Here is a 15,818-nt window from a genome sequence, read left to right as displayed (position 1 = left end):
CCTTCCAGCGGATGTGGGCGGAGCTGCTCCCCGTGGGCCGCTCCGCCCCGTCCGGCGGCTACCGCCGCTTCGCCTGGAACTCCGCCGACGCCGAATGCCGGGCCTGGTTCGAGCAGCAGGCCCGCGACCGCGGCCTGCATCACGAACTCGACCGCAACGGCAACCAGTGGGCCTGGCTGGGCGATCCGCACGGCGAGGGCGCCGTGGTCACCGGCTCGCACCTGGACTCCGTGCCGGACGGCGGCGCCTTCGACGGCCCGCTCGGCGTGGTCTCCGCCTTCGCCGCCCTGGACGAACTCCGCGCCCGCGGGGTCGAGTTCACCAAGCCGCTGGCCATCGTCAACTTCGGGGACGAGGAGGGCGCCCGGTTCGGCGTGGCCTGCATCGGCTCCCGGCTCACCGCCGGCGTGCTCTCCAAGGAACAGGCGCACGCCCTGCGCGACGCCGACGGCACCCGGCTGCCCGACGCCATGGAGAAGGCGGGGTACGACCCCGACGCCATCGGCGCCGACCGCGAACGGCTCGGCCGCATCGGGGCGTTCGTCGAACTCCACGTCGAGCAGGGCCGCTACCTGGCCGAGGGGCAGAGCGTCGGCGTGGCCAGCGCGATCTGGCCGCACGGCCGCTGGCGGTTCGACTTCCACGGCGAGGCCAACCACGCCGGCACCACCCGCATCGAGGACCGCCGTGACCCGATGCTCACCTACGCCAACACCGTGCTCGCCGCCCGGAAGAAGGCGAAGCTGGCCGGCGCCCTCGCCACCTTCGGCAAGGTCGCCGTCGAGCCCAACGGAACCAACGCCATCGCCTCCCTCGTCCGCGGCTGGCTCGACTCCCGCGCCGCCGACGAGGCCACCCTGGACGAGGTCGTCGAGGAGATCCGGCGGGCCGCACACGAGCGCGGCGAGCGCGACGGCGTCCGGGTCGAGCTGACCCGCGAGTCGTACACGCCCGTCGTCGACTTCGACGGACCGCTGCGCGACCGGCTCGCCCGCGTCATCGGCCGCGCGGACGGCCGCCACGTCCCGGTGCTGCCGACCGGTGCGGGACACGACGCCGGAATCCTGGCCTCGGCCATTCCGACCGCCATGCTGTTCGTACGTAACCCGAGCGGAGTCTCGCACTCCCCGGCGGAGCACGCCGAGGAGGACGACTGCCTCGCGGGGGTGGCCGCGCTCGCCGACGTACTGGAGGACCTCGCATGTCAGGGCTGACGTACTGGGCGGAGCACGCCTGGCTGCCGCACGCCAGCGGCACCGTCGTCGAGAAGGACGTGCTGATCACCGTCGGGCCCGGCGGGCGGATCGGCCACGTCACCCCCGACAGCGGCCCCTGCCCGCCCGGCGCCGTCCGGCTCGGCGGCCTGCTGCTGCCCGGCCAGGCCAACGCGCACTCGCACGCCTTCCACCGGGCGCTGCGCGGCCACGTCCAGGTCGGCTCCGGCACCTTCTGGACCTGGCGCGACACCATGTACCGCTTCGCCGGCGCCCTCGACCCGGACAGTTACCTCGACCTGGCCACCGCCGTCTACGCCGAGATGGCCCTCGCCGGCATCACCGCCGTCGGCGAGTTCCACTACCTGCACCACGCGCCCGGCGGCAGCCGCTACGAGGACCCCAACGCGATGGGCCTCGCGCTCGTCGAGGCGGCGAACCGGGCCGGCATCCGGATCACCCTGCTCGACACCTGCTACCTCTCCTCCGGCTTCGGCGAGGAGGTCACCAAGCCGCAGCTGCGGTTCAGCGACGGCGACGCCGACGCCTGGGCCGCCCGCGCGGACGCCCTCAAGCCCACCGAGCACGCCCGGATCGGTGCCGCCGTCCACTCCGTCCGCGCCGTGCCCGCCGACCAGCTGGCCACCGTCGCGCACTGGGCGGCCATGCGGAAGGCCCCGCTGCACGTCCACCTCTCCGAGCAGACCGCGGAGAACGACGCCTGCCTCACCGCCCACGGCGTCACCCCCACCCGCCTGCTCGCCGACCACGGCGTGCTCGGCCCCCGGACCTCCGCGGTGCACGCCACCCACCTCACCGACGAGGACGTCCGGCTGCTCGGCGACTCCGGCACCACCATCTGCATGTGCCCCACCACCGAACGGGACCTCGCGGACGGCATCGGCCCGGCCCGCCGGCTGGCGAGCTCCGGCTGCCCGGTCAGCCTCGGCAGCGACAGCCACGCGATCATCGACCCCTTCGAGGAGGCGCGCGCCCTGGAGCTCAACGAGCGGCTCCGGACCCGCACCCGCGGCCACTGGACGGCGAACGCCCTGCTCCGCGCCGGCACCGAGGACGGCCACGCCTCCCTCGGCTGGCCCGAGGCCGGCCGGATCGAGGCCGGCGCCCTCGCCGACTTCACCGCCGTCGCCCTGGACAGCGTCCGCACCGCGGGGCCCGGGCCGCAGCTCGGGGCGGAGACCGCGGTGTTCGCGGCCACCGCCGCGGACGTCCGCCACGTGGTCGTCGGCGGCCGCCACATCGTCAAGGACGGCATCCACCAGCTCGTCCAGGACGTCCCCGCCGCCCTCCGCACCGCCATCACCTCCCTCGGGACGTAGGCACCCGGCCGGTGGGGGCGGCGCCCCCACCGGCGTCCCCCTCGTGAAAGGACCACGTTGAGCACCCTCATCACCGGCATCGGCAGTCTGGTCACCAACGACCCCGGGATCGGCGCGGGCCCGCTGGGGCTGGTCGAGGACGCGGCCGTCGTGGTGGACGGCGACCGCATCGCCTGGGTCGGCCCGGCCGCCGCCGCCCCCGCCGCGGACGAGAGCTTCGACGCGGCCGGCCGCGCCCTGCTCCCCGGCTTCGTCGACTCGCACTCCCACCTGGTCTTCGCCGGCGACCGCACCGCCGAGTTCAACGCCCGGATGTCCGGACAGTCCTACTCGGCGGGCGGCATCCGCACGACGGTGGCCGCCACCCGGGCGGCCTCCGACGCCGAGCTCGACGCCAACCTCGCCCGCTTCCTGCGCGAGGCGCTGCGCCAGGGCACCACCACGGTGGAGTGCAAGTCGGGCTACGGCCTGACCGTCGAGGACGAGGCCCGGGCGCTGCGGATCGCCGCCGGGCACACCCCGGAGACGACCTACCTCGGCGCCCACGTGGTGGCGCCCGAGTTCGCGGACGACCCGGCCGGCTACGTCGAGCTGGTGACCGGCGAGATGCTGGACGCCTGCGCCCCGCACGCCAAGTGGGTGGACGTCTTCTGCGAGCGCGGCGCCTTCGACGGCGACCAGGCGCGGGCCGTCCTCACCGCGGGCGCGGCCCGCGGCCTGGTGCCGCGGGTGCACGCCAACCAGCTGTCGTACGGCCCGGGCGTGCAGCTCGCGGTGGAGCTGGGGGCGGCCTCGGCCGACCACTGCACCCACCTGACGGACGAGGACGTGGCCGCGCTGGCCGGTTCGGACACGGTGGCGACGCTGCTGCCGGGCGCCGAGTTCTCCACCCGCGCCGCGTACCCGAACGCCCGCCGGCTGCTGGACGCGGGCGCGGCGGTGGCGCTCTCCACCGACTGCAACCCGGGGTCGAGCTTCACCAGCTCGATGGCGTTCTGCATCGCGGTGGCGGTGCGCGAGATGGGGATGACCCCGGACGAGGCGGTGCACGCGGCGACCGCGACCGGTGCCCGGGCGCTGCGCCGGACGGACGTCGGAACGGTCACCGTGGGCGCCCGCGCGGACCTGCTGCTGCTGGACGCCCCCTCGCACGTGCACCTGGCGTACCGGCCCGGCGTGCCGCTGACCGCGGCGGTCTGGCGCAACGGCGTGCGCGAGGTCTGAGGCCGGCAGGGCCGTCGGCGCTCCGGCGGGGACGGGAAAGGGAGGGCGCGATCCGCGCCCTCCCTCGTTCCGTGCAGGGTTGTGCCCTGGTCGGGACCATTTTTTCCGGTTCGCCCCGCCGCGGACAACCGCCGACCGGGGGGATTCCGGAGGGGAGGACCCCGCCGGTCGGCGGGGTACGGCAGCGGCCCGGCACGGATGGTCCGTGCCGGGCCGCTGCGCGGGGGCCGGGTGCGTCAGTGCACGTCGCCCATGAGGCGGACGACCTTCTTGCGGTACATCGCGAGGCCGATGCCGGCGATGATCGCGGCCACGCCCTGGAGGGCGAAGTACCAGGTGGTGCCGGTGGCGTCGCCGAGCACCAGCTGGACGATGGCGGCCACGCAGTCACCGGCGGTGACGGCGAGGAACCAGACACCCATCATCTGGCTGGCGTACTTCGCCGGGGCCAGCTTGGTGGTGACGGAGAGGCCGACGGGGGAGAGGGTCAGCTCGCCGACCGTCTGGACCAGGTAGACCACGGCCAGCCACAGCGGGGTGACCTTGACGCCGCCCGCGGCGGCGGCCATCGCCAGCATCATGACCAGGAAGGACGCGCCGATCATCAGCAGGCCGATGGCGAACTTCACGGTGGTGCTGGGGTTCTTGCCGCGGCGCGACAGCGCCACCCAGAGCCAGGCGAAGACCGGGGCCAGCGCCATGATGTAGAGCGGGTTCAGCGACTGGAACCAGCTGGACGGGAACGCGAACCCGAACAGCGTGGAGGCGGTGCTGTCGTCGGCGAAGACGCTCAGCGTGGAGCCGGACTGGTCGTAGATCATCCAGAAGACGGCGGCGGCCACGAAGAACCAGATGTAGCCGCTCATCTTGGACTGCTCGGCCTCGTCGAGGTCCTTGTCGCGCTTCACCCGGGCGAAGACGAACACCGGGATCGCGATGCCCGCGATCGACAGCGGCCAGATCGCCCAGTCGATGGTGAAGCGGCCGCTCAGCACGACGACGGCGTAGAACGCCACCGCGACGGCCAGCCACAGGCCGGCCTTGCGGAGGACGGCGCGCTTCTCGTCGGCCGGCATCGGGGAGGACACGAGGTCGCTCGCGGCGGCCAGGTGGCGGGTGCCGAGCAGGAACTGGCCGAGGCCGAGCGCCATGCCGACGCCGGCGAGGGCGAAGCCCAGGTGCCAGTTGACGCTCTGGCCGACGGTGCCGATGACCAGCGGGGCGGCGAAGGCACCGAGGTTGATGCCCATGTAGAAGATCGTGAAGCCGCCGTCGCGACGCGGGTCGTTCGGGCCGTCGTACAGGTGGCCGACCATCGTGGAGATGTTGGCCTTGAGCAGGCCGGAGCCGAGCGCGATGAAGCCGAGGCCGGTGAAGAACGCGGCCGATGCCGGCACGGCCAGCATGAAGTGGCCGATCATGATGATCGTGCCGCCGAGCGCCACGGTCTTGCGGGCGCCGAGGAAGCGGTCGGCGATCCAGCCGCCCGGAAGGGCCAGCAGGTACACCATCGCGTTGTAGACGCTGTACACCGCCGTCGCCACGGCGATCTTCATGCCGAGGCCGCCCTCGGTGGTGGCGGCCGTCATGTAGAGCACCAGCAGGGCACGCATGCCGTAGAAGCTGAAGCGCTCCCACATCTCGGTCATGAAGAGGGTGGCGAGCCCTCGGGGGTGCCCGAAGAAGGTCTTGCCACTGGAAGGGGCCTGGCGGATGCCGGCGTCCAGGGTGGTAGTCGCCATGTGTGGTGGGTTCCTTGCCTGTGTTCGTCCGCCGAGGGGTGGCCGGCGGGCGCGGACCGGACCACTGTACGGGGGCCAAGGCATGACATCTGATGACAAGTGCACGGGCGTCGGTATTGTCCGAGTAAAGTCCCGGCAGCTACAGCTCGTCCATTCGATGGTAACTCGGAAAATCTTCCTTCGAAACGAAGATCGAATGCCGAATTCTCCGCTTCTCGCTCTCCGATGCCGTTCTCGACGCGGGCATGGCGGCGCAAAGGTAACGATCACGGCTCTGTGAAACAGTTCACAGCACCTTGCGATCACCGGAGCGGACTACCATCACCCCCATGACCTGTGTGCTGCTGGCCGAGGACGACCCGGCAATCTCCGAACCGCTGGCCCGCGCGCTCCGTCGCGAGGGGTACGACGTGCTCGTCCGCGAGGACGGTCCGGCCGCGCTGGCGGCGGGCCTCGCCGAGGACGTCGACCTGATCGTCCTGGACCTCGGCCTGCCCGAGATGGACGGCCTGGAGGTCTGCCGCCGTCTGCGCGCCGACGGCCGCAGCTGCCCCGTGCTGGTGCTCACCGCACGCGCCGACGAGGTGGACACCGTGGTCGGCCTGGACGCCGGCGCCGACGACTACGTCACCAAGCCCTTCCGGCTGGCCGAGCTGCTGGCCCGCGTCCGGGCGCTGCTGCGCCGCGGCAACGTGGACCAGCTCACCACCGGCGCCCACGGCGTGAAGATCGACATCGAGTCGCACCGCGCCTGGCTCGGCGAGGAGGAGCTCACCCTCTCCGCCAAGGAGTTCGAGCTGCTGCGCGTCCTGGTGCGGGACGCCGGCCGGGTGGTCACCCGCGAGGAGATCATGCGCCAGGTCTGGGACACCACCTGGTGGACGTCCACCAAGACGCTGGACATGCACATCTCCTGGCTGCGCAAGAAGCTCGGCGACGACGCCGCCAACCCGCGCTACATCGCCACCGTCCGCGGCGTCGGCTTCCGGTTCGAGAAGAACTGACCCCGCCGCCCGCACCGCAGCAGCACCCGAACCACCGACCTGAGCGAAGGCGTTCCCCGGCGTGAAGCGCAGAATGATCAACTCGCTGCTGGGCGTCGTCCTGGTGGTGGTCGCGGTGTTCTGCGTCCCGCTGGCGCTCATCGAGAAGCAGAGCATCGTCAGCGCCGCCGAGGACCGGGTCGACGCCGCCGCCGTCCGGGTCCTCGGCCTGGTCGAGAACCGGCTCGCCGCGGGCGAGCCGGTGACCGGCGAGAAGTTCGCCGCCCAGGTCACCGACGGCTCCTTCGTCACCGTCGACATCCCCGGCCAGCCGCTCATCGCGGCCGGCCGGCCCGTCGACGGCCCGGCGCTGACCGCCACCGAGGAGGGCGCCAGCGGCGAGAAGGTGACCGTCCAGCAGTCCCGCGAGGACGTCGACCACGAGATCGGCAACATGCTGCTGCTGCTCGGCGTGGTCGCCCTGCTCGCCGTCCAGGCCGCGGTCGCCCTCGCGGTCTGGCAGGCCAAGCGCCTGGCCCGCCCGCTCACCGAACTCGCCGAGACCGCCGAGCGCCTCGGGTCCGGCGACCCGCGCCCCCGCGACCGCCGCTACGGCGTGCCCGAACTCGACCGGATCGCCGAGGTGCTGGACGTCAGCGCGGTGCGGATCGCCCGGATGCTCACCGCCGAGCGCCGGCTCGCCGCCGACGCCTCGCACCAGCTCCGCACCCCGCTCACCGCGCTCTCCATGCGGCTGGAGGAGATCACCGCGCTCGCCGAGGAGCCCGACACCGTCAAGGAGGAGGCCACCATCGCCCTCCAGCAGGTCGAGCGGCTCACCGACGTCGTCCAGCGGCTGCTCACCAACCAGCGCGACCCGGCCAGCCCGACCGCCGTCACCTTCGACCTCGACGAGGTGCTCAAGCAGCAGGTCGAGGAGTGGAGCGCACCGCTGCGGGCGGCCGGCCGCCGGCTGCTGATGGAGGGCATGCGCGGCACCACGGTGGTCGGCACGCCCGGAACGGTGGCCCAGGTGATGGCCACGCTGATCGAGAACTCGCTGATGCACGGCGGCGGCGACATCACCCTGCGGGTCCGCCGCACCGGCTCCTCGGTCGTGGCCGAGGTGCAGGACGAGGGCCCGGGCGTCCCGCCCGAGCTCGGCAACCGGGTCTTCGAGCGGGCGGTCAGCGGACGCAACTCCACCGGCATCGGCCTGGCCGTCGCCCGCGACCTCGCGGAGGCGGACGGCGCCCGCCTGGAACTGCTCTCGCTCAGGCCCCCGGTGTTCGCCCTCTTCCTCGGCAGCGGCCGGGACACGGACGAGGAACGGGCCGAGCCGCAGCGCTGAGCGCGGCCGGCCCGGCCGTCACTTCACGTAGCGCGATTCCTCGGTGGCCAGCAGCAGTTCGGCCTCGGTGACCACCTCGGGGCCGACCGCGGCCTCGGGCTCGGCGAGCTCCGGCATCGCCTTGAACACCCAGGTGCGGTAGGAGACGAAGCGGAAGACCGTGCCGATCCCGAGGCCGACCACCTTCGCCGCGATCAGCTCCAGGTGCGTGTTCAGGCCCAGCACGTAGTCGGAGAAGCCCACCACGCCGGTCTCGATCAGCATGCCGATGCCGCTGAACACCAGGAACAGCGTGATCTCACGCTTGCGGGAGGCCGCGTCGCGGTCCTTGTAGAGCCAGTACCGGTAGCCGAGGTAGTTGGTGGCGATGGCCACCAGGGTCGCCGCCACGTTGGAGCGCATCGAGGCCAGGCCCAGGGCGTTGATGCAGATCCAGAAGACGAGGAAGTTGACCGCCACACCGCTCAGCCCGACGACGCCGAACTTGATCATCTCGTCGGACATGCCGCGCAGGCGCTGCACCAACGAAGGCTGGGTCGCGGTGGTCTGGGTCATCCGGGTGTCTCCTGAGTGGCGTACGGGAGGACGAGAGGTGCCCGCGGGGGCGCAGCGCTCACCGGCGCCTCGTGTACGCACGTGCGCGGCGAAGGCCCGGGCCACCAGGCTACTCGCTCCCACGGGCCCCATCGGCGCCCGGTTCCCCTCCGCCCTCCGGGGAACCGCCCGTGCACCGGCTCCGACCGGCCCGGATATCCTGGGCAGCGTGACTTTCGCGGGCAATGCAAAATTTCCAGTGGTCGGCGTGATCGGTGGCGGGCAGCTGGCGCGCATGGCGCACCAGGCCGGCATCCCGCTCGGCATCCGTTTCCGGCTCCTCGCCGACACCCCGCAGGACTCGGCGGCGCAGGTGGTGTCCGACGTCGTCCTCGGTGACTACCGGGACCTGGAGACGCTGCGCCGCTTCGCCGCCGGCTGCGACGTGATCACCTTCGACCACGAGCACGTGCCGACCGGGCACCTGCGGGCGCTGCAGGCCGACGGCGTCGCCGTCCGCCCGGGCCCGGACGCCCTGGTGAACGCCCAGGACAAGGGCGTCATGCGGGCCAAGCTGGACTCGATCGGCGTGCCCTGCCCGCGCCACCGGATCGTCGCCGACCCGGCCGACGTCACCGCCTTCGCGGAGGAGGGCACCGGCTACCCGGTCGTCCTGAAGACCGTCCGCGGCGGCTACGACGGCAAGGGCGTGTGGGTCGTGGCCGACGAGGCCGAGGCGGCCGCACCCTTCCTGGCCGGCGTGCCCGTGCTGGCGGAGGAGAAGGTCGACTTCCTGCGCGAGCTGGCCGCGAACGTCGTCCGCTCGCCCAGCGGCCAGGCGGTCGCCTACCCGGTCGTCGAGAGCGTCCAGGAGAACGGCGTCTGCGCCGAGGTCACCGCACCCGCACCGGACCTCGACCCGGAGCTGGCCGCCGAGGCCCAGCAGCTGGCCCTGCGGATCGCCGGCGACCTGGACATCACCGGCCACCTCGCGGTGGAGCTGTTCCAGACCCGGGACGGCCGCATCCTCGTCAACGAGCTGGCGATGCGCCCGCACAACTCCGGCCACTGGTCCCAGGACGGCTCGGTCACCTCGCAGTTCGAGAACCACCTGCGGGCCGTCCTCGACCTGCCGCTCGGCGACCCGCGCCCGCGCGCCCGGTGGACGGTCATGGTCAACGTGCTCGGCGGCGACTACCCGGACATGTACCACGCCTTCCTGCACTGCATGGCCCGCGACCCCGGCCTCAAGATCCACATGTACGGCAAGGACGTGAAGCCGGGCCGCAAGGTCGGCCACGTCAACGTCGTCGGGGACGACCTCGACGACGTCCGCGAGCGCGCCCGTCACGCGGCCGCCTACCTGCGAGGAACGATCACCGAATGACCAACCCCGAGGCTCCGCTCGTCGGCATCGTCATGGGCTCGGACTCCGACTGGCCCGTGATGGAGGCCGCCGCGCAGGCGCTGGCCGAGTTCGAGGTCCCCTTCGAGGTGGACGTCGTCTCCGCCCACCGCATGCCGCGCGAGATGGTGGCGTACGGCGAGCAGGCGCACGCCCGCGGACTGAAGGCGATCATCGCCGGTGCCGGCGGCGCCGCCCACCTCCCGGGCATGCTGGCCTCCGTCACGCCGCTGCCGGTCATCGGCGTCCCGGTGCCGCTGAAGTACCTCGACGGCATGGACAGCCTGATGTCGATCGTGCAGATGCCCGCCGGCGTGCCGGTGGCCACCGTGTCGATCGCCGGCGCCCGCAACGCCGGCCTGCTGGCCGTGCGGATGCTCGCCGCCTTCGACCCGGAGCTCGCCGAGCGGATGGTGGACTTCCAGGCCGAGCTGAACGCCCAGGCCACCGAGAAGGGCAAGAAGCTCCGCGCCCGCGCGGCCGGCAACCAGGGCTGAGCCCCTCGACCGGCCCGGGCGACCGCCCGGGCCGATCGCCCGGGCCCGGCGGGCACGCCGGTGTAGAACGGGGGGATGACCCCTGAACTGCTCGACCGCGCCCGCGCCGTGCTCCGCGACACCCCCGTGGTGGACGGGCACAACGACCTCCCCTGGGCGATGCGGTCCCAGGTCGGCTACGACCTGGACGCCGTCGACCTCGCGGCCGACCAGAGCGCCCGCCTGCACACCGACCTCGGCCGGCTCCGCGCCGGCGGGGTCGGTGCGCAGTTCTGGTCGGTGTACGTGCGCAGCGACTTCGCCGGCGACCGGGCGGTCAGCGCCACCCTGGAGCAGATCGACTTCGTGCACGCGCTGACCGCGCGCTACCCCGGGGTGCTGCGCCTCGCGCTGACCGCGGACGACATGGAGGCGGCCCGCGCCGAGGGCCGGATCGCCTCGCTGATGGGCGCCGAGGGCGGGCACTCGATCGACAGCTCCCTGGCCACCCTGCGAGCCCTGCACACCCTGGGCGTGCGGTACCTGACGCTCACCCACAACGACAACGTGCCGTGGGCGGACTCCGCGACCGACGAGCCGGCCGCGGGCGGACTGACCGCCTTCGGCGAGGAGGTCGTCCGCGAGATGAACCGGCTCGGCATGCTGGTCGACCTCTCGCACACCTCCGCCGACACCATGCGGGCCGCCCTCCGGGTCTCCGAGGCGCCGGTGATCTTCTCGCACTCCTCCGCGCGGGCCGTCTGCGACCACCCGCGCAACGTCCCGGACGACGTGCTCGCCGCGCTGCCCGCCAACGGCGGTCTGGCGATGGCCACCTTCGTGCCGAAGTTCGTGCTGCCCGCCGCGATCGAGTGGACACTGGCCGCGGACGAGAACATGCACGCGCACGGCTTCCACGCGCTGGAGACCACGCCCGCCGCGATGGACTGCCAGCGCGCCTACGAGGCCGCCCACCCCCGGCCGGTCGCCACCCCGGCCACGGTCGCCGACCACCTCGACCACATGCGGGAGGTCGCCGGCATCGACCACATCGGCATCGGCGGCGACTTCGACGGCACCGCCTTCGTCCCGGCCGGGCTGGACGACGTCGCCGGCTACCCGAACCTGATCGCCGAACTCCTCGGCCGCGGCTGGTCCGAGGCCGACCTGTCCAAGCTGACCTGGCACAACGCCGTCCGGGTGCTGCGCGGGGCGGAGGCGGCGGCCCGTCGGCTGCAGGCCGTCCGCGGCCCGTCCATCGCCACCCTGGAACAGCTCGACGGCCGGGGTTGACCTTGCCCCTGGGGCAGACGGGAGCGTGGAGGACGTGGAGGACGGATCACTGCTCGGCATCGGAGCGTTCGCCCGTCGCGCCCGGCTCTCGGCCAAGGCGCTGCGGCTGTACGACCGGCAGGGCCTGCTGCCGCCGGACCGGGTCGACCCGGTCACCGGCTACCGGTACTACCGGGAGGACCGGCTGCAGGCGGCCCGGCTGATCGTCCGGCTGCGCGGGCTGGACATGCCGCTCGCGACCGTGGCCGAGGTGCTGGCCGCGCCCGGTCCGCGGGCCGCCGAACTGGTGGCCGCGTACTGGGAGTCGGTCGAGCACCGGATCGCGGCGCAGCGCGAGCTCGCGGCGCACCTCCGCATCCGACTGGCAGGAGACGAAGGGAGATCGGACATGTACCGGATCGAGGAGCGCGAGGCCCCGGAGCAGCTGGTGCTCACCGAGCAGCGGCACGCCGGGCCGGAGGACCTGCCGGTGTGGATCCCGGAGGCCACCGGGCGGCTGGTCGCGGCCGCGGGGGAGTACGGCGGGGTGGCCGCGGCGCCGTTCGTGGTCTACCACGGCGAGGTCAGCGAGGACAGCGACGGACCGGTCGAGGTCTGCGTGCCGGTCGACCCCGCGCAGGCCGGCCGTGTCGTGCACGCCCACCGGACGGAGCCGGCGCACCGCGAGGCGTACACCACCATCACCAAGGCGCAGGTGGCCTACCCGCAGATCCTGTCGGCCTACGACGCCGTCTTCGAGTGGGCGAAGTCCGCGGACCGCACCGTGGTGTCGGCCCCGCGCGAGGTCTACTTCGCGGACTGGTCCTCCGCCGCCGACGGCGAGCCGGTCTGCGACATCGCGGTGCCGGTGGAGTAGCGGGAGGGCCGCCGGGGCGGCGGGTCAGAGCAGCGGCAGCTCGATGGCCGGGCACTTGTCCATGACCATGTCGAGCCCGGCGGCCCTGGTCCGCTCCCAGGCGGCCTCGTCCACCACGTCCAGCTGGAACCAGACGGCCCTGGCGCCCACCGCCACGGCCTGGTCGGCGACCTCGCCGGCCAGGCCGCTGTTCACGAACACGTCGACCACGTCGACCGGGAAGGGGATGTCGGCGAGCGTGGCGTAGCCCTGCTCGCCGAGCACCGTCTCGGCCTTCGGGTGGACCGGCACCACGCGCTTGCCGGCCCGCTGCAGCACCCGGGCGACGCCGTACGCGGCCCGCCGGGTGTTGGTGGACAGGCCGACCACCGCCCAGGTGTCGCCCGACTCCTGGAGGATCCTGCGGACCGTCGCCTCGTCTCCGTACGTCATGCCGGGGACAACCGGCGGCGGCCCGCTGTCATTCCGCCCCGGGCCGGCCCATCGCCCGGTAGGTCCAGCCGGCGGCCCGCCAGGCGGTCGCGTCCAGCACGTTCCGGCCGTCCAGGATGCGGCGCTCGGCGACCAGCGCGCCGACCTCCGCCGGGTCGAGCTCGCGGAACTCCTGCCACTCCGTCAGGTGCAGCACCACGTGGGCGCCCTGAACGGCCTCCAGCGCGGAGTCCGCGTAGGACAGGCTGGGGAACATCTTGCGGGCGTTGTCCATCGCCTTGGGGTCGTACACGGTGACCTGGGCGCCCTGCAGCTGGATCTGCCCGGCGACGTTCAGCGCGGGGGAGTCCCGGATGTCGTCGGAGTTCGGCTTGAAGGCCGCGCCGAGCACGGCCACCCGGCGGCCCAGGAAGCCGCCGCCGCACTGCTCGCGGGCGAGCTCGACCATCCGCGAGCGGCGCCGCATGTTGATCGAGTCGACCTCGCGCAGGAAGGTCAGCGCCTGGTCCGCGCCCAGCTCGCCGGCCCGGGCCATGAACGCCCGGATGTCCTTGGGCAGGCAGCCGCCGCCGAAGCCGAGGCCGGCGTTGAGGAACTTGCCGCCGATCCGGGCGTCGTAGGAGAGCGCCTTGGACAGCTGGACGACGTCCGCGCCGGCCGACTCGCAGACCTCCGCCATCGCGTTGATGAAGGAGATCTTGGTGGCCAGGAAGGAGTTCGCGGCGGCCTTGACCAGCTCGGCGGTCGGGAAGTCGGTCACCACGAAGGGCACGCCCTCGGAGACCGGCGTCGCGTACACCTCGCGCAGCAGCTGCTCGGCGCGCTCGCTGCGCACGCCGACCACCAGCCGGTCCGGGTGCAGGGTGTCGCCGACCGCGAAGCCCTCGCGGAGGAACTCCGGGTTCCAGGCCAGCTCGGCCTGGTCGCCGACCGGCGCCAGGGCGGCCAGCCGCTCCGCCAGCCGGCTCGCGCTGCCGACCGGCACGGTCGACTTGCCGACCACCAGGGTCGGGCGGGTCAGGTGGACGGCGAGCGAGTCCAGCGCGCTGTCGACATAGCTCATGTCGGCGGCGAACTCGCCCTTCTTCTGCGGGGTGTTGGTGCAGATGAAGTGGACGTCGCCGAACTCGGCCACCTCCTCGTACGAGGTGGTGAAGCGCAGCCGGCCGGTCGAGCCCTCGTGGCCGGGGACGTGCTTGACCAGCAGTTCCGCGAGGCCGGGCTCGTACATCGGCACCCGGCCGGCGGCGAGCGACGCTATCTTCTCCGGGTCGATGTCCAGGCCGAGCACCTCGAAGCCGAGCTCCGCCATGCAGGCGGCGTGCGTCGCGCCGAGGTAACCGGTGCCGATCACCGTGATGCGGAGGGCCACGTGCTTCCCCTTCAGTCCAGGTTGCCGGGCCGCCCGGGGTGACCGGCGGCCGCAGCCACTGATGGTAGCTGGGGCCGGCCGCGCGGCGAACCCGTCGATAACGGCCGGGTTGCCGAAATCCCGAGCCGGACCCGTGGGGGCGCACGGAGCGGCACAATGCGCGCATGGCAGCGAGGGAGCGCGAGGAAGCGGCGGGGGAGCGCCCGGCACCGCTGAGCCTCTTCGAGGGCGTGCAGGGGGACGGGGCGGACGAGGGGGACGGAGGGACCGCCGAGGGCGCCCCGCCGTCCGGCGGCGGCGAGGGCCGGCGCAGGCGGCGCACCCGCCGGGTGCTGCTCTGGACGCTGGTGGCGCTGTTCGCCCTGCTGCTCGGCGGGACGGGCGCCGCGTACTGGACGGTGGAGCACTACGCGTCCTCGGTGGACCGGATCCCCGGCGCCTTCCCCACCCTGCCGGCCGAGCAGCAGCCGGCGGCCGTGCCGAACACCGGCACGACCTTCCTGCTGGTCGGCCTGGACGCCCGCTCGGACGTGGCCACCACCGGCAAGGAGGCCAAGGCGCCCGCCTGGAAGGCCGGCGCACAGCGCAGCGACACCATGATGCTGCTGCACATAGCGGCCGACCGGAAGAGCGCGTCGATCATCTCGCTGGCCCGCGACACCCTGGTGGACATCCCCGGCCACGGGAAGGCGAAGATCAACGCGGCCTACTCCTGGGGCGGCCCGGCGCTGATGGTCGAGACGGTGCAGGACCTCACCGGCATCCGCATCGACCACCTCGCGGTGATCGACTGGAACGGCTTCCGGGCGCTCACCGACGCGGTCGGCGGCGTCGACATCACCATCCCGAAGACCATCGAGGCCCGCGGCGACGCCCGCCAGTGGGACGCCGGCACCCACCACATGGACGGTGCCGAGGCGCTGCTCTACGTCCGCGAGCGGCACGGCCTGCCCAACGGCGACCTGGACCGCAGCAAGCGCCAGCAGAACTTCCTGCGTGCCCTGATGATCCAGACCATGAACGCCGGCACGCTCGGCAGCCCGGCCCGGCTCACCGGCCTGCTGCAGGCCGTCGGCGACGTGGTCAGCGTGGACGACCGGCTCAGCAACTCCGACCTCTACGAGCTCGCCTGGAGCATGCGCGGACTGCGTGCGGACGGCGTGCGCTTCATGAACGCGCCCTTCGGCGGCTTCGACACCACCGCGGACGGGCAGTCCGTGGTGCTGCTCGACCGGGCGGCGGCGGCCCCGCTCTGGGAGGCGGTCCGCAACGACCGGATGGACCAGTACCTGGCCGAGCACCGCACCAGCAGCGACACCCTCGGCGACAGCGTGCGCTGAGCCGCACGGCGGCCGGCTGTTGCGCATGTCACGCTGCCGGGGGATCGCGGGGCACGCCTAGAATGAGTGGCGACACTGCTACTTAACGGTAATTAACCACGCGAGGGGCGAGGCACATGGCGGGCAATTCCGGAGCGGATTTCGACCTCTTCCGGTTGGCCGAGGAGCACGACATGCTCCGTGACGCGGTGCGGTCGCTGGCCGAGGCGAAGATCGCCCCGTTCGCGGCCGAGGTCGACGAGCAGGGCCGTTTCCC

General features: G+C 73.0%; 15 protein-coding genes. 11 read left to right on the top strand and 4 right to left on the bottom strand.

Features of this window, described 5'->3' with window-relative positions; all coding sequences use genetic code 11:
• Positions 1 to 11: 11 nt before the first annotated feature.
• The 3 genes from IE98_RS0102095 to hutI are packed head-to-tail and all read left to right on the top strand — an operon-like array spanning position 12 to position 3,778.
• Positions 12 to 1,214: an allantoate amidohydrolase gene (locus IE98_RS0102095; protein WP_030263078.1), complete on the top strand. Its 1,203-nt coding sequence runs from the start codon at positions 12 to 14 to the stop codon at positions 1,212 to 1,214.
• Positions 1,202 to 2,554, top strand: coding sequence for a formimidoylglutamate deiminase (locus tag IE98_RS0102090; protein ID WP_030263077.1), 1,353 nt, complete (start codon positions 1,202 to 1,204; stop codon positions 2,552 to 2,554). The genes IE98_RS0102095 and IE98_RS0102090 overlap by 13 nt, the downstream gene beginning before the upstream one ends.
• 57 nt (positions 2,555 to 2,611) lie before the next feature.
• Positions 2,612 to 3,778 carry an imidazolonepropionase gene (gene hutI, locus IE98_RS0102085; RefSeq protein WP_030263075.1) on the top strand — a complete coding sequence of 389 codons (1,167 nt, stop codon included), beginning with the start codon at positions 2,612 to 2,614 and terminating at the stop codon, positions 3,776 to 3,778.
• 236 nt (positions 3,779 to 4,014) lie between these two features.
• Here the strand turns inward: hutI and IE98_RS0102080 are convergent, their stop codons facing one another.
• Positions 4,015 to 5,520: a peptide MFS transporter gene (locus IE98_RS0102080; protein ID WP_030263074.1), complete on the bottom strand. Its 1,506-nt coding sequence runs from the start codon at positions 5,518 to 5,520 to the stop codon at positions 4,015 to 4,017.
• 329 nt (positions 5,521 to 5,849) lie between these two features.
• On the opposite strand from IE98_RS0102080, the gene IE98_RS0102075 reads away from it, so the two are divergent.
• A complete protein-coding gene (locus tag IE98_RS0102075; protein ID WP_030263072.1) occupies positions 5,850 to 6,524 on the top strand; it encodes a response regulator transcription factor in 675 nt (224 codons plus the stop codon).
• Between the two features lie 61 nt (positions 6,525 to 6,585).
• Positions 6,586 to 7,854: an ATP-binding protein gene (locus IE98_RS0102070; RefSeq protein ID WP_030263069.1), complete on the top strand. Its 1,269-nt coding sequence runs from the start codon at positions 6,586 to 6,588 to the stop codon at positions 7,852 to 7,854.
• A gap of 18 nt (positions 7,855 to 7,872) precedes the next feature.
• On the opposite strand, the gene IE98_RS48850 is transcribed toward IE98_RS0102070, so the two are convergent.
• Positions 7,873 to 8,409, bottom strand: coding sequence for a GtrA family protein (locus tag IE98_RS48850; RefSeq protein WP_052390026.1), 537 nt, complete (start codon positions 8,407 to 8,409; stop codon positions 7,873 to 7,875).
• A 199-nt stretch (positions 8,410 to 8,608) separates the two neighbouring features.
• On the opposite strand from IE98_RS48850, the gene IE98_RS0102060 reads away from it, so the two are divergent.
• The 4 genes from IE98_RS0102060 (at position 8,609) to IE98_RS0102045 (ending at position 12,418) form a co-directional block, all read left to right on the top strand.
• Complete coding sequence (locus IE98_RS0102060; RefSeq protein ID WP_420706156.1) at positions 8,609 to 9,775, top strand: 5-(carboxyamino)imidazole ribonucleotide synthase; 1,167 nt, start codon at positions 8,609 to 8,611, stop codon at positions 9,773 to 9,775.
• Positions 9,772 to 10,290: a 5-(carboxyamino)imidazole ribonucleotide mutase gene (gene purE / locus IE98_RS0102055; protein ID WP_030263063.1), complete on the top strand. Its 519-nt coding sequence runs from the start codon at positions 9,772 to 9,774 to the stop codon at positions 10,288 to 10,290. Before IE98_RS0102060 ends, purE begins: the two co-directional genes overlap by 4 nt.
• Positions 10,291 to 10,365: 75 nt before the next feature.
• A complete protein-coding gene (locus tag IE98_RS0102050; protein ID WP_030263058.1) occupies positions 10,366 to 11,562 on the top strand; it encodes a dipeptidase in 1,197 nt (398 codons plus the stop codon).
• Positions 11,563 to 11,587: 25 nt separating this feature from the next.
• The gene (locus IE98_RS0102045; protein WP_030263055.1) at positions 11,588 to 12,418 is read left to right on the top strand and encodes a MerR family transcriptional regulator; all 831 of its coding nucleotides are present in this window, start codon (positions 11,588 to 11,590) and stop codon (positions 12,416 to 12,418) included.
• Positions 12,419 to 12,442: 24 nt separating this feature from the next.
• Here IE98_RS0102045 and IE98_RS0102040 read toward each other — a convergent pair whose 3' ends face one another.
• Positions 12,443 to 12,850, bottom strand: coding sequence for a CoA-binding protein (locus IE98_RS0102040; protein ID WP_030263052.1), 408 nt, complete (start codon positions 12,848 to 12,850; stop codon positions 12,443 to 12,445).
• Between the two features lie 28 nt (positions 12,851 to 12,878).
• Positions 12,879 to 14,222: a UDP-glucose dehydrogenase family protein gene (locus IE98_RS0102035; RefSeq protein WP_030263049.1), complete on the bottom strand. Its 1,344-nt coding sequence runs from the start codon at positions 14,220 to 14,222 to the stop codon at positions 12,879 to 12,881.
• 164 nt (positions 14,223 to 14,386) lie between these two features.
• On the opposite strand from IE98_RS0102035, the gene IE98_RS0102030 reads away from it, so the two are divergent.
• Positions 14,387 to 15,562: an LCP family protein gene (locus tag IE98_RS0102030; RefSeq protein WP_030263045.1), complete on the top strand. Its 1,176-nt coding sequence runs from the start codon at positions 14,387 to 14,389 to the stop codon at positions 15,560 to 15,562.
• A 116-nt stretch (positions 15,563 to 15,678) separates the two neighbouring features.
• Positions 15,679 to 15,818 (top strand): acyl-CoA dehydrogenase family protein (locus tag IE98_RS45895; RefSeq protein ID WP_199922855.1); only part of this gene is annotated, 140 nt, incomplete at its 3' end.

This window comes from Streptomyces sp. NRRL B-24484 (assembly GCF_000717715.1).
Classification (GTDB): Bacteria; Actinomycetota; Actinomycetes; order Streptomycetales; family Streptomycetaceae; genus Kitasatospora.
The sequence above is the reverse complement of the archived record's forward strand: the minus strand, read 5'-3'. Positions and strand labels throughout refer to the sequence as shown.

Bases quoted from the DNA above. Each gene is read 5' to 3' on its own strand.
- IE98_RS0102095 (WP_030263078.1), top strand. From the start codon at position 12: ATGTGGGCGGAGCTGCTCCCCGTGGGCCGCTCCGCCCCGTCCGGCGGC.
- IE98_RS0102090 (WP_030263077.1), top strand. From the start codon at position 1,202: ATGTCAGGGCTGACGTACTGGGCGGAGCACGCCTGGCTGCCGCACGCC.
- purE (WP_030263063.1), top strand. From the start codon at position 9,772: ATGACCAACCCCGAGGCTCCGCTCGTCGGCATCGTCATGGGCTCGGAC.
- IE98_RS0102030 (WP_030263045.1), top strand. From the start codon at position 14,387: ATGGCAGCGAGGGAGCGCGAGGAAGCGGCGGGGGAGCGCCCGGCACCG.
- IE98_RS0102080 (WP_030263074.1), bottom strand. From the start codon at position 5,520: ATGGCGACTACCACCCTGGACGCCGGCATCCGCCAGGCCCCTTCCAGT.
- IE98_RS0102050 (WP_030263058.1), top strand. From the start codon at position 10,366: ATGACCCCTGAACTGCTCGACCGCGCCCGCGCCGTGCTCCGCGACACC.
- IE98_RS48850 (WP_052390026.1), bottom strand. From the start codon at position 8,409: ATGACCCAGACCACCGCGACCCAGCCTTCGTTGGTGCAGCGCCTGCGC.
- IE98_RS0102075 (WP_030263072.1), top strand. From the start codon at position 5,850: ATGACCTGTGTGCTGCTGGCCGAGGACGACCCGGCAATCTCCGAACCG.
- IE98_RS0102040 (WP_030263052.1), bottom strand. From the start codon at position 12,850: ATGACGTACGGAGACGAGGCGACGGTCCGCAGGATCCTCCAGGAGTCG.